Origin of the sequence: Companilactobacillus muriivasis (genome assembly GCF_036246245.1) — a bacterium.
GTDB lineage: Bacteria > Bacillota > Bacilli > Lactobacillales > Lactobacillaceae > Companilactobacillus > Companilactobacillus muriivasis.
This window is the reverse complement of the sequence record NZ_BTTQ01000003.1, coordinates 277,504-291,366: the sequence shown is the minus strand read 5'-3', so window position 1 is coordinate 291,366 and position 13,863 is coordinate 277,504. Positions and strand designations below refer to the sequence as shown.

Sequence of the window (13,863 nt, the reverse complement as noted above, 5' to 3'; positions counted from 1 at the left end):
TTCTTTCACTTTCACATTAATTATAAAAAAACACTCACGAATGAGCGTTTTTAATTAAATTTTTAACGATTCTGGAAGAGATAACATACCATTACTTGATGTGTTAATAACACTAACACTGATATCGCGGTTTGTCTTATTCTCAATTTCGTGAAGATCATCATCAGTTTGAACGAAAATGTCTTTGATATCGCTGTTCTTATCGAGTAAATCAATTACTGCATCGATGTTCTTAACAACATCTTGTAATAGACGAATTGTATCGTCGCTAGAAATGCTGTTGACGCTCATAATTAATTGATATAGCAAGTCAGAATTGTTACCAACGAAGACTGCATTTTCAGTATTTGGAGAAATGCTCTTCAACCACCATGTGATAAGCTCTGATTTTTCGTTGAAGTCATGTTCTAGAAGACCATTCTTGTCGAACAATTGGTAACTGACAGGATTGTTCTTTTCAAAGATAACTGTTAGAACAATTGAACCGTCAGTTCTGTAGAAGTTTTGTTCAGATAATTCTTTATTCTTGTTAAAGTTTTGAGTTGATGATAATTGACCATCACCGTTATAGATATTAGTCTTAACGATTTGGTCGTTCTTGTAATAGTTGATACGGTCGATTTGTTTGCCAAAGTATTCAACTGTCATCAACAAAGTTTGTTTTTGGTCGTAGATGAAAGTATCTTGTGATTCAACATCAGTTCTTGTGACCCAACTTTCGTTTGCTGGAATGGCAACTTTCTTATCAGTAGGGTTAGGACTTGTTTGTAGTTGGTCAAAAAGATTTACGACGTTTGGAATTGGCAAATGTTCAGCCTTAGCTTTGGCATCGATAACTTCGTGAATGTGGTTATTGTAGAAAGTTGAAACTACGGTAACTGGTTTTTGAAGTTTTGTTTCCAAATAGTTAATCATTCCGAAGAGGTCGTTTTGAGCGGCATCAGAATTGAAATCATCGGCAGCAACGTAAAATTCTTTGTCTTTGTCGAGATAAACGTCACGAACTAGGTAAGCTGAGTGGAAAACATCTTTGATGTACTTGCTGATGTAAGCAATGTTGTCATTGATTTCTTTCAATTCGCCATCAATCTTTGTGTGTTCTTCACCAAGACTTTGAATATGGCGTTCCAATCCGGCAATCGTTTCGATACGGAAATTGTGGTCGCTCTTCATCTTGTCTTCAATTTCGTTAGCTTCTTGTTTGAAGTTATTGATTTGTGAGTTAACTTCGCTGATATTGCTGTTTAAATCATCAGCGTCGCCGTTTAATTTAGTGATATTTTCTTGGGCGTCATTGATTTGACCCTTGAGAGTTTTTCTTTCGTCATAAAGCGTGTTGATAGAATTCTTTTGGTCTTCCATCAAAGCGAGCATCTTTTGTAAGTCTTTTTCTTCCTTGATGGAAGTTGACATATCAGTTTCAGATTTTTCGTTTTGAGCAAGTTCGTTTTGGAGTGATTCTAATCTGGCAGTCTTAGTATTAATTTCGGAATTTAGTTCGTTTAATTCAGATTGTAGTTTAGCAAGATTTTCTTCTTGTTCTTTACGATCGGCATTTACACTAGCGAGGTGCTCTTTAGCAGCATCATCGTTTTGTGCTTTTGTATCGGCAAGTTTATCGTTAGATTCTTTTTCATCACGTTTAAGAGTTCTAAGATATTTATCAAGCGTAGCTTTCTTAGCTTCAAAATCATCCTTTTCAGTGAAAAGGTTCGTTTTAAGATCGTTGCGTAGTTGTGCATATTGATGAGAAAGGCCGTTCATTTGCTCTTCAATATTGATACGCTTATCATGAACAGTCACAGGTAGTTTCTCCTCTTTCTTTTCAGCAGGAGTGGAATCTGGCTGATTAGCGGTCGATTTCGTAGCGTTCTGCTTAGAAGTTTCGGCCTTTTTAGGAGAATCAGGAGCGGGCGTTGCGGGTTGCTCTGGTTTCTCATCAATTTTGCGTAACATGTCTAAAAATTTCACGAATGAATTCCCCCATAAAAAGACTTATAATAGTTACTAAAGAGTAGCATTTTTTCATATCAGTGTAAAGTCTGGTACAAAGCTATTTGAAGAGAATACCTAGACCAAAAAAGGAGAGTTTTTGTATGAAGATTATGGCTATAAACGCAGGTAGTTCAACCTTGAAGTGGAAACTTTTTGAAATGCCTGAAAAAACAACAATCGCTTCCGGTATGATCGATCGCTTGGGTAGTCCTAAGGCTGTGTTCAAGCTGAAGTATAACGGTAAAAAAATTGAACATGAAGAAGCTATCAAATCCAATGATATTGCCGTTTTGTCAATTCTGGATGCGCTCAAGGATATGAATGTCATCGATCGGTTCGAAGATATTGTCGCTTTTGGTCATCGTGTCGTTGCCGGTGGTGAAGAGTTTAAAAAGTCGGAAATCGTTACAGAAGAAAACTTACAAAAAATCGAAGATTTAGCTGAATATGCACCGTTACACAACAAAGTTGAAGCATATTACATCAATGTCTTTAAAAAGTTGGTTCCTAAGGCTATTCAGGTCGCTGTCTTTGATACATCCTTCTTCGTCGATATTCCTGAAGAAAATTACATGTATAGTATCGATATGGATGATTACAAAAAATATCACGCACGCCGTTATGGTGCTCATGGAACAAGTCACCGTTATATCGCGCAACGTCTTGATAAAATTGTCGATGGTGGGATTCAAGACAAGAACGTTATCGTTTTACATTTAGGTAGCGGTGCTTCAATTAGTGCCATCAAGAATGGCAAAGCTTACGATATTTCGATGGGATTCACACCACTTGCAGGTATCATGATGAGTTCTAGAAGTGGTGATATCGACTTTTCAGTCTTGCCATATTTGATGAGAAAACTTGGCTTGACTGATATTAATGACATGATCGATATCTTGAATAAGAAATCTGGTTTGTTAGGTATTTCTGGCGTTTCACCGGATATGCGTGATATCGAAGCAGCCGAAGATACTAACCAAAGAGCTAAGTTAGCTTTGGAAATGTATCGTAACCGGATTATCAAATTCATGGGTTCATATATCGCCGAAATGGGTGGCCTTGATGTGATTGCCTTTACCGCTGGTGTTGGTGAAAACTCAGCTGAAGTGCGTGAAGACATCCTCAGTGGTTTTGAATTCATGGGCTTGAAGATTGATCCAGAGAACAATCAAGTTCGTGGTAAGGAAATCAAGATAACGACAGACGATTCCAAGATTGCCGCCTATACGATTCCAACCAACGAAGAGTTGATGATTGCCCAAGATACTTATGGTTTTGCTAAACTATTAGATGGATATAAAAACTAAAAAATCCTCAAGTGAGCTGATGGCTTACTTGAGGATTTTAATATTTAAAGTTGCCGTTTCCAGAGCTGAGAGTATTCATCTGCTGTGCGGCACGGTTCGAGCCAAAAAGCGGTTTCGAACCTCGGTTGAAGCCTTTTCAAAAACCGAAAAGTCTTCAACACGTCCGGTGGTGTAATGGCTAAAGCCATAACGCCACTTTCACTGCGGATGAATACTCTCAGCTCTTCCAACTCATTTATCTATTATTAAGTAAATAATTTCGAAGGATTGGACAAATCATGGTTGTGGTTGTTATACCTAATCACATTCATATCAGGCTTTGTCTAGATTTTAAATTTAAAAATTGAATATAACGCCTAAAATAAAGGCGACTGTCTCTGTCAAAGTTATCAGTAGAAGATTCTTAATAATCAAAGGGAATGTTTTCTTCTTGATTGGGTTCTTGCTGAAAGCTTGGGCATTTTTGTACACTATAGGTGTAATTAAGAATGTCAGTAACATCATTTTTGGTAGGATACCTAGAATGACGGAACAAACTAGGGCTAAATAACCAAGAACGTATAATGATTTTAGAATGAAGATGGCGTTGGCTTTGCCCAAATAGTAGACCAATGTTTTACGTCCTAAATTGACATCTTCTTTTTGGTCAGCAATATTGTTGGCTAATAGTAAATTGGAAATTGCGAAGACTGTCAAGAGTGATGAAAGCAAGGCATCACCGTAAAATTTGGTATCCAAAACCACGATGGGGTTATTGACAACATTGATATAAATAGCAATCAAGTAAATTACGTAACCCATGGTAAAACCGGAAAAAAACTCTCCTAATGGTCCACGATTAATTGGCCAAGGCCCACCAGCGTAGAAGAAACCGACGGCAAATGAGAATAATCCCAAGAATAACAATGGCCAGCCGGTTCTGGAAACAATGAATAAACCGATGATGGCGGCAATAGCAGTAAATGAAAAGTCGATCCAACCGATTAGATGGATATTCAAATGATTCACACCTATAACGTTGGTATCACGGCGAAAACTTTCAACACCAGTCGCGTTTTTGTAATCCCAATAGTTGTCGTTGATATCAACGGCCATATTGAACAGAAACATCGCGATGAAAAATAGAATCAAATCAAGAGCGTTAATAGAGTGCCAGTGATAATATGAATACAAAGTTCCCATAATGAACGGGAAGATACTGGCGGTTTTAGCTTTAATTTCAACAAGCTCAAAAAATACTGATGGCTTCAATAAAATCATTCCTTTGGATTTGATAAGTCTTATTATAGAATTATTTTAGAATACAACAAAGTAATACAGGGGTAGAAGAGAGTTTATGGCGAATAAAATATGGAAAAGTTATCCTCAACTCGGGGAAAAGTTGGATTTAACGACTGACTACATTCACCAAGCAGTGAAAATCAACAATCTCGACATAAGTTCCATGATCATTGATTTAACTTCTGGTGGCAAGATGTTGCGTCCGGCTTTCTTCTTGCTGTTCAGTGACTTTGGCGAAAATAAAAAGGCCACAGCCGAATTGATTCCTTTGGCGGCATCGTTAGAAATCTTGCACGTTGCGACATTAATTCACGATGATGTAATTGACGATTCACCGTTACGTCGTTCACAGCCAACTATCCATACAAAATATGGTCGACGTAACGCTATCTATGCAGGGGATTACTTGTTTACATTATACTTTGAACTAGTTTCACGTAATTTGACCGACAATAACAACATTCTTCGTAACGCTCTAAGTATGAAAAAAATCCTAATCGGAGAGCTTGACCAAATGTTGATTAACTTCAATGTCAAAGCGACTACTGATATGTACTTAACTGAAATTTCAGGAAAAACAGCCGAACTTTTCAGTCTCAGCGCAACAATGGGTGCCATTGTTAGTGATGGTAATCAGGAGCTAGTTGAGCGTTGTAAAGGTATTGGCCACGATATCGGTATGGCTTTTCAAATTATCGATGATATTTTAGATTTCAGTAATTCCATGCAAACGGGTAAACCAGTGCATGAAGATTTGAAAAATGGTGTCTATTCGCTCCCTTACATTTTAGGATTGGAAGCGGGAAATAAACAACTGACTGAGATTCTTTCTAAAGACAAGTTAGATGCTGATGATGATTTGAAAGCTACTAATATCGTTGTCGATGATGGTTATCTTAATCAAGCAAAAGATATTGCTCAAGGTTATACCCAAAGGGCGTTGAATGAAATTGACAAATTGCCAAAGAATACCAGTCAAAAGGTACTCAAGGCAGTGGTTAAGAAGTTGATCAACCGAATTAAGTAATGTAATTCTGGTAATGACTAGTTTTAGTAGTATTATGTGTTTCATGAATATTTCTAAAATCTAGTCAGTCAACATTTAGGTGAACAAATGAGTAATGAAAAGAAAATGGCTGAATTAGCCAAGATAAATGAACTTTTAGAACGGTTGGACAAGTCTGTTTCCAAAGATGATATGTCTGTAAAGAGTGCAATTCAAGCAACTTATAATCAGATAAATAAACCTGAAAAAGATACTCAAAAGTATAAGCAGATTCCTGAAGTGGTCCAGAATTTGAATCGAGAGCTGCAAAGTATGGCTGTAGCCAAGAAGTATCATTTCAGTGAGGAACAGAACAAGGTTCTGAATCAACTTCAAGCATCATCGCGAGGATCATTACTTGATGGTTCTATCGGTATTATCAATGGTGCAGTTTTTCATTAATAGCTGAATAAAGACACGTTGGACATGATTCCTTCGTGTCTTTTTTGTAAAAAAATAAGCCTGACATATTCTGAGTCAGACTTATTGTAACGTTATAACGGCTAATATCCTTGATCCATTTGATAGAGTTCTTTGAAATGTTCATTAGTTTGATAAAGTTCTTCAGGTGAACCTTCCATTTCGATAGCATCGCTATTCATGAAGACAACATGGTCAACGTGAGTGATACCTTGCAAATGGTGAGTAACCCAGATGATGGTCTTATCTTTTAAAACATCGAAGAATGTTTCAAGTAAGTCATTTTCAGTAATTGGATCGAGACCGACGGTAGGTTCATCCAATAGGACAATTGGTGCATCTTGCAACAGAATTCTTGCCAGAGCGATACGTTCTTGTTCCCCACCAGAAAAACGTGATCCATTTTCACCGACAATTGTATTGTATTTATCAGGCAATGATTCAACTAGTGGTTTCAAACCAACACGTTCAATGGCTTTTTTAACTTCAGCATCAGATTTGTGTTCGTTACCTAAACGGACATTATTCATCAATGTTGTATTGAATAAGAATGGTTTTTGATTCAAGACTGAGAAGATACTTTCGCGTTTCTCTTGGATTTGTGAAATGTCTAAATTATTGATTCTAATTTGACCTTGTTGTGGCGAAAGGTCGCCCAGAATCAATTGCAAGATAGTTGTTTTACCAATACCACTTGGTCCTAAGAGTGCTAACTTTTCGCCTTTTTTAATCTGTTGTGAAAAATTCTTGATGAGAATTGGTGAGTTTGAATCGTATTCAAAAGTAATATTATCAACTGAAATAGATTCAAAGTCTTTAGGATACAAAGTAACTTGTTTGGGCAAGTTATTAGGAACTGGTTTGATAGTATTTAAACGCTCAATAGAGTCCCTATATTCAGGCCACTCTTCGAATCCTTGACTGACCGGAATGATTGTATCGGACAGTGGAAAAATGGCTAAGACGACTGCTGAGACGAAGTTAGCTTGTGCTTGTCCGTTAGTCATCGTTAGGTTGGTGAAGATTAGGAAACAGATGACAATCGCCGCAAAAATCAATTGTAGACCGAAGTCACGATTACGCCGGAATGCTTTGGATTTATTCTTGGATTTATCCAAATTACCAATATTTTGAGAGGTTAGATTTTTAAAGTCATTTTTACGACCGGAAATTACCCAGTCGTCAACACCCATGATGTTGTCAGTCAATTGGACATATAAGTCACTTTTGACCGATTTTTGATATGCACGACGGGCACTTTCAATTGAGACTGAGAATAGTGGTACGAGAAATACTTCAATAAATAGCAGTAGGAAGACAAAGAATCCAAAGGCTGGATTGAAGATTTCTAAGGCGATTGAAGCGATGATTGTTAAAAGATATGAGATGACAGTTGGAAAAATAGTTCTTAAATATAAATTTTGTAGGTGACTGATATCTTCGGAAATAAGTCCCATGATATCACCAGTTTTATGATGTTCCGAGAAGAATGAAGCGTCACTTTCCAAAGTTTTGTATAGTCGTGTTCTCAAATCTGACGTAACACGTAAAACCCAATTGTGGCTCTTGAGTCGTTCGAGATATTTGAAAACTGGACGACCGATACCAAAGGCACGTGTCAGTAAAATGGGAATGTAGATTAACAAGATGTTGATTGGATGCGTGGCAGCCTTGTCAATTGTGTAACCGGAAGTAAACATTAATGCGGCCGCACAGAATGACGTCAACAGTCCCAACAATAGGGCAGTGATCAACAGTCCTTTGTATTGCTTGATATATGGTTTGACCCAAGTATCGTGTTTGAATGTCTTGAAGAAATTCATAGTTGATCACCTCGCATATTGTTGATTAGTTGTGAAAAGGCACCGTTATGGTCACGAAGCTTGTCAGGTGTACCTTGTTCAGCAATTTGACCATTGTCCATAACGATAACGTAGTCCATTTCATTAATCCAGTGAAGTCTGTGCGTTGCAAAAATAACCAAGTGATCTTGGAATAATTTTTCCATTGGTTTCTTCAAAGCATACTCAGTTTCAATGTCCAAATGGGCAGTTGGTTCGTCGAAAATCAAGACGTGACGGTCATCTGCTAGAAAGGCACGGGCAAGCATGATTCTTTGTTGCTGACCACCAGAAATACCACGTCCACCTTCACCAATCTTAGTGTCATAACCTTCAGGCAAAACCTTGAGAAAGTCATCTAATCCGGCCGCATGAGCGGCTTTTTTGATGTCATCCAGTGAGGCTTTAGGACGATAGAAGGCAATGTTCTCAGCGATTGAACCAGCAAATAGATATGGGGATTGTGGTAAGAATGTCAGTTTATTTTGCCAATTTTGTTGTTTAAAGTTAGGAACTGATTGTTGGTTGATTTTGATGTCAGCATTATCAGGGACTAAAAAGCCACCAATTGCCCGAATTAAGGTTGTTTTACCGGAACCGGATTTCCCTATAACGCCGATACGGTGATAGCCAGATAGCTTGAGTTGGTCAATATCGAGACTGACTTCTTTTTCATTGACACCTTTGTAAGTGAATTGAAGGTTGTTTAGTTCAACTTGAGAATCTTTATCCCAAGTGAAGTCTTTTAATGTGTCATTTTTAGTGGCACTAGGACGATCTAAAATTTCAAAAATGGAGTTCAAAGCATTCTTACCATTCAAAGTAGCGTGATAATCGCTTGAAAAGTCACGTAATGGTAAGAAGTATTCTGGTGCCAAGATCAAGGTAACTAAAGCTGGGAAGAGTGGGAAACTGTTGTTAATTAGTCCCAAACCTAGAAAGACAGCCAAGACGGCAATTCCTAAAGTCGTCAACCAATCCAAAGCGAAAGTCGAAAGAATTGCAATCCGCAAAGTGTTCATTGTCCGGCGACGATATTCGTCGCTGACTGTGTAAATATTTTTAGCATAGCGTTTACTTAGACCCAACATTTTCAGTGTTGGTAGGCCTCTGAGAGCGTCTAAGAAGTGATTTGAAAGAATTGTATATTGTTTATACTGAGCATCAGCTTTTGACTGTGCAGCGAGTCCTAGGATGATCATAAAGAGAATTACTAATGGCACGATAATCGTCAGTGTGATTCCTGAGGCAATGTTTTGGGTGTAAATGTAAATCAGTAAAACTGGAGGAATAATCGACATGTTCATTAATTTGGTAAAAATCAATTTGAAGTAATTTTCGACCAGGTCGATACCGTCCAATGAGGAAGTTACCAAATTACCAGTACCTTCTTCAGAAATCATTTCGGGACCGGCGTTATAGACTTTCTCCAATAGTTGTGAACGGATATTTTCGGAAGTTTTGCCCGCGTAATTTTCAACGATTTTAGTATTGATCAAATTAAAGAGGTGTCGCAGGATAAAAGCTATCGCAAAAAGGACCATCGGATAGATGATCGTTTGTAATGACTTTTGTTCCCATGAATTAACTAATGCTTCTGCTAAATACTTACCTTGGAATAAAACAACAAATGCTTGCAAGAGAGTTAATCCTGCAAGCACTAGAAGTAGTTTTTTTGTTCCAGGTAAGCGAAATAATCGCTTATCTATCATTAATATTTCACCGTATTCTCTCTTGGGTTTATTCTCTTTGTAAATAGAGAGTATGACCAAATGAAGTAGATAGCCACAATTGGTACCAAGATACATGCCACAATTGTCATAATCGTTAACGTGTATTGTGAGTTAGCAGCGTTTTTGATCAAAATACTGTGTGCGGGGTTAGTAGCAATCATTACACGTGGGAATAGTCCGTTGAACAATAGAACAATGACCATACTTAGTGATAATCCACTACCAGCAAAGCTCCAGCCTTCTCTATTCTTTAGAACTCCATAGTAGCCTAATAGTGAGAATAAAACAATTAAGGCTGTAATGATGAGTGATGAGGCAAATCTCTTAGTAAAGAAGTCTGTTTGCAAGAAAACAAGCAATGCAAAGACTACTTCGCCAAGGAAGAGAATTGGATAAAGAATTTTGTTTAAATTACGAGCTCGATCACGTAATGGACCGGCAAGTCTGAGTCTGATGAAGTTTAATCCGTGAACTAATGAAAGTAAGACGCCAGCAACACCTCCGACAACAGATAACAAGTTAACTACGTCGAAGAATTTAGGAAAGGCATCACCATTAGCATTGATTGGAATACCTTGAACCATGCTCAAAAGAATCATACATAGGAAGAATGGTGGCAAGATACTACCAACGAAGAATGCCCACATCCAAAGGTTTTTACCACTGTTTGTTTCAGCGTGTTTGTGGAATTCAAAGGAAACTCCACGTAGAATCAAACCAACTAAAACTAGTAAGAACAGAATGTAATAACCTGAGAATAGTGAGGCGTACCACATTGGCAATGAGGCAAACATGGCACCACCAGCTGTAACTAACCATGTTTCATTACCGTCCCAGTGAGGTCCGATAGAAGACATGATGGCGGTTCTTTCAGCGTCGTTTCTAGCTAAGAATCTAGTTGACATGCCGACACCGAAATCAAATCCTTCCAAGAATAGGAAGATGGAAAATAGAAGTCCGATTACGATAAACCATAATGTGCTGAGTGTCATTTTCCAAACGCCTCCTTTGCAAATGGATCAACGTTTTGCTTGGAGTCAGCTTCTTCATAATAAGGTCCGTGGTGAAGAGTCTGTCTTGAGTACGCAATCATAACGCCGCCCAAAAGTGTAAAGAGCAAGAAGTAAACGATATTACTGAATAGCAATGAAGCAACAGTTGAAGTTGGAGAAACAGCTTGAGCAATTGTAAATAGTCCGTAAACGATCCATGGGTAACGTCCAAATTCAGTAATGAACCAACCGGCTGAATTACCGATAAATGGAACCCAAATGCAGAGACCTAAGACTACAAGCATCCACTTGTGACTTTCAATGGTATCTTTCTTCTTGCGTGAGAAAATCAAACCGACAAATGCGACCAACATGATTAAAGCATCGATACCTGTCATAACTCTGAAACTCCAGAATAGAGTCTTAGGTGGGACATAGTAATCCATGTTCTTACCAAATTGTTTGTCATATTTAGCATGCATTTCTTTATTAATAGTGTTCATACCTTTAACAGAACCACTTAGTTTGTGGTATGACATGATACTTAAAACACCAGGAATTTCAATTTGACCACTGGCCTTGTGGTCTTTAGCATTGATCAACTCAACAACTGTCCAAGGAGCAGGGTCTTTGGTGTCTTCGTAAATACCTTCAGTAGCGGCAAATTTCATCGGTTGATCATTGATGATTTGTCTTGTTTGAAGGTCACCGGCACCAGCGGAAAGAATAGCGAAAATTAAACTTGCCCAGAGACCAAAGCGTAGGGATGTCTTGAAGAAACGATTTTCATTTTTCTTCTTACGCAATAGTCCATAAGCACTCATACCTGTAATAACAACAGCCGCAGTCATAAAGGCAGCAATGATAACGTGTGGGAAGACTTTCCAAAGTTGTGGATTGCTAATCACAGCACCGAAGTCTGTCAATTGCACACGACCAGTTACGTTATTAATTTTGAAACCTGTAGGATGTTGCATAAAACTGTTAGCAGCCAAAATCCAAATAGCTGACAACATCGTACCAATTGAAGTCATCCAAATCATAAAGGCGTGAACCCCTGGTTTGAAACGATCCCAAGTAAACATCCAAATACCGATGAAGACAGATTCAATGAAGAATGCCAACAATGCTTCAATAGCAAGTGGGGCACCGAAAACATCACCCATGAAACGTGAGTATTCAGACCAATTCATACCGAATTGGAATTCTTGAATGATACCAGTAACAATACCAACGGCAAAACTCAATAGAAAAATCTTTCCCCAGAACTTTGCCATATCTAAGTAAACTTTATCTTTTTTGACAGCGTAAATAGTTTCCATGATGGCAACTAGAAAGCCCATTCCGATTGAAAATGGAACAAAGAAGAAATGGAAAACAGTTGTCATAGCAAACTGAAAACGCGCCAATGAGACAATGCTTAAACCAATACTAAGCATGGTAATGACCTCCTTAAAACAGATTAATTTAAACCCTATTTATATACAGATTTATCATATGATTAATTAAAATATTTCGCAACAATTACACTTGTGAAAAAAAGATTTCCAAAGTTCCCAAAAGTTAGTAATAACAGCGATTGGAAGTTGTTCAGGAATGTAACTTGTCTAAAAATATCGATAATTCCATATATTGATCTTACATATAGAATATAACCGTTTTAAATTTTTTTTCGCACCATTATTCATAAAGATATTTTACGAAAATGAAAAGGCTGCCAATTTAGAAAAATAGTTATAAATTATAGCGTTTTTTTTATTGAAATATGCCGCCTCCGATTTGGAGTGGTTTTTCGCCTGCTATGAGGGCCGGTCCGAGCCTGAGGTGCGGTCTTGAACCTCGCTTTTGAACCGAACCCCGCGTATCAAAAGACGCCCTGTGGAGTAAGGGCTAAAGCCCTAACTCCGCCTCCATAGCTGGTGAAAATCACTCCCAGCCGGAGACTAGTTTATTGGCTTTTATTTTAGTTGTTAATGAGTCAGTTTGGTTAGATTATAGATTGGATTTTATATACAAAAAGTATATAGAATCAGCATTTTTGTTATTTCAATATTGGAATGAAAATTAGCGATTATTTGGATATACAATTGTTTATAAATCAAAGGAATACAAAAAAAGCCGTCCTCTAACTGAGAACGACTTTTTTGACATCTTTAGTGATGACTACGACTTCTTGAACGATTCATGTTGGGATTCTGTGCATTAGGGTTTTGTTGTGGAGCGCCTAATTGCATTTGGTTTCCTTGACCAAACTGTTGATTACCTTGATTAGGATTGTTAAATCCTCTAGGTTGTTGGTTAGGTTGCTGATTGAATCCTTGATTGTTCGGTGCGTAGTTTTGATTTTGTGGATTGAATTGACCTTGACCATTGTTGTATTGATTAGGGTTATTAAATTGATTATTTGCTTGAGGTTGTTGGAAATTTCCTCGTCTTTGGTTCATTGGTTGTTGCTGATTCATAGGCTGTTGACCCATTGGTTGATTTGGAAATTGGCCTTGGTTATTGTAGCCATTATTCATTTGATTATTGTTAGGTTGTTGTTGATTAAAGTTACCGTTATTAAAATTGCCATTTTGATTCATTGGTTGTTGGTTCATAGGTTGACGATTACTTTGTGGTTGTTGATTAAATTGATTTTGTTGCGGATTAAATTGGTTCGGTTGATTGAACTGGTTATTTGGTTGACCTTGGTTAGGATTGAAACCTTGGTTGTTATTTTGATAAGGATTGTAGCCATAATTTGGTTGTTGATTGAATTGATTTTGTTGGTCGAACTGTGGTTGATTAAACTGATTATTCTGCTGATTAGGAAATTGATTATTATTGTCGAACTGTTCTGGTTCTTCCAGTTCTTCGTCAGAGACTGGATTCATAATCATATCGACAATAACAATGATCAAGTCGATTGCACCAATGATGATGCCGACCCAAGCCCAAATCTTTAAGAATCCAGCGCCAGGCATGTTGGCATTGAATAGTCCCATCAAACCACCGAGAATAAGGATGACAAATCCCACGATGTCAGGCACGATGCTGTATGTCCGGTTGGTTAAAATATAAATAGCGGCAGCAATAATATAGGTAATAGCCATTAGAATTCCTGCTGCACCACCAATAGCACCAGTTCCTACCAGCGCTGCGATGAATCCTTCAAAACCTGCTTTGATCATTAACACAATTGACAGTATAAGTAATAAAATTCCGGCAGAAATTTTCGTTATTCTTACCATAGATAAACCTCCAAAT

General features: G+C 37.7%; 10 protein-coding genes. 3 read left to right on the top strand and 7 right to left on the bottom strand.

What is annotated here, in order from left to right; all coding sequences use genetic code 11:
• Positions 1-54 precede the first annotated feature (54 nt).
• A complete protein-coding gene (locus AAA923_RS05650) occupies positions 55-1,971 on the bottom strand; it encodes a coiled-coil domain-containing protein (protein ID WP_338215338.1) in 1,917 nt (638 codons plus the stop codon).
• A 125-nt stretch (positions 1,972-2,096) separates the two neighbouring features.
• On the opposite strand from AAA923_RS05650, the gene AAA923_RS05645 reads away from it, so the two are divergent.
• On the top strand, positions 2,097-3,302 hold the full coding sequence (locus AAA923_RS05645; RefSeq protein ID WP_338215337.1) for an acetate/propionate family kinase: 1,206 nt from the start codon (positions 2,097-2,099) through the stop codon (positions 3,300-3,302).
• 336 nt (positions 3,303-3,638) lie between these two features.
• Here the strand turns inward: AAA923_RS05645 and AAA923_RS05640 are convergent, their stop codons facing one another.
• Positions 3,639-4,553 (bottom strand): 1,4-dihydroxy-2-naphthoate polyprenyltransferase, encoded by a 915-nt coding sequence (locus AAA923_RS05640; protein ID WP_338215335.1) that lies wholly within the window; start codon positions 4,551-4,553, stop codon positions 3,639-3,641.
• An 85-nt stretch (positions 4,554-4,638) separates the two neighbouring features.
• On the opposite strand from AAA923_RS05640, the gene AAA923_RS05635 reads away from it, so the two are divergent.
• Both AAA923_RS05635 and AAA923_RS05630 read left to right on the top strand, forming a co-directional pair.
• Positions 4,639-5,610: a polyprenyl synthetase family protein gene (locus AAA923_RS05635; protein WP_338215333.1), complete on the top strand. Its 972-nt coding sequence runs from the start codon at positions 4,639-4,641 to the stop codon at positions 5,608-5,610.
• Between the two features lie 87 nt (positions 5,611-5,697).
• A complete protein-coding gene (locus tag AAA923_RS05630; protein WP_338215331.1) occupies positions 5,698-6,030 on the top strand; it encodes a bacteriocin immunity family protein in 333 nt (110 codons plus the stop codon).
• Between the two features lie 101 nt (positions 6,031-6,131).
• Here AAA923_RS05630 and cydC read toward each other — a convergent pair whose 3' ends face one another.
• From cydC to AAA923_RS05605, 5 genes are all read right to left on the bottom strand, one after another.
• Positions 6,132-7,871 carry a thiol reductant ABC exporter subunit CydC gene (gene cydC, locus AAA923_RS05625; protein WP_338215330.1) on the bottom strand — a complete coding sequence of 580 codons (1,740 nt, stop codon included), beginning with the start codon at positions 7,869-7,871 and terminating at the stop codon, positions 6,132-6,134.
• Positions 7,868-9,601 carry a thiol reductant ABC exporter subunit CydD gene (gene cydD / locus AAA923_RS05620; RefSeq protein ID WP_338215328.1) on the bottom strand — a complete coding sequence of 578 codons (1,734 nt, stop codon included), beginning with the start codon at positions 9,599-9,601 and terminating at the stop codon, positions 7,868-7,870. Before cydD ends, cydC begins: the two co-directional genes overlap by 4 nt.
• Entirely contained in the window at positions 9,601-10,614 is a 1,014-nt protein-coding gene (gene cydB, locus AAA923_RS05615) for a cytochrome d ubiquinol oxidase subunit II (RefSeq protein ID WP_338215326.1), read from the bottom strand. Before cydB ends, cydD begins: the two co-directional genes overlap by 1 nt.
• Complete coding sequence (locus AAA923_RS05610) at positions 10,611-12,053, bottom strand: cytochrome ubiquinol oxidase subunit I (protein WP_338215324.1); 1,443 nt, start codon at positions 12,051-12,053, stop codon at positions 10,611-10,613. Before AAA923_RS05610 ends, cydB begins: the two co-directional genes overlap by 4 nt.
• A 714-nt stretch (positions 12,054-12,767) precedes the next feature.
• Positions 12,768-13,847, bottom strand: a complete 1,080-nt coding sequence (locus AAA923_RS05605; protein WP_338215323.1) for a hypothetical protein — start codon at positions 13,845-13,847, stop codon at positions 12,768-12,770.
• Positions 13,848-13,863: the final 16 nt, after the last annotated feature.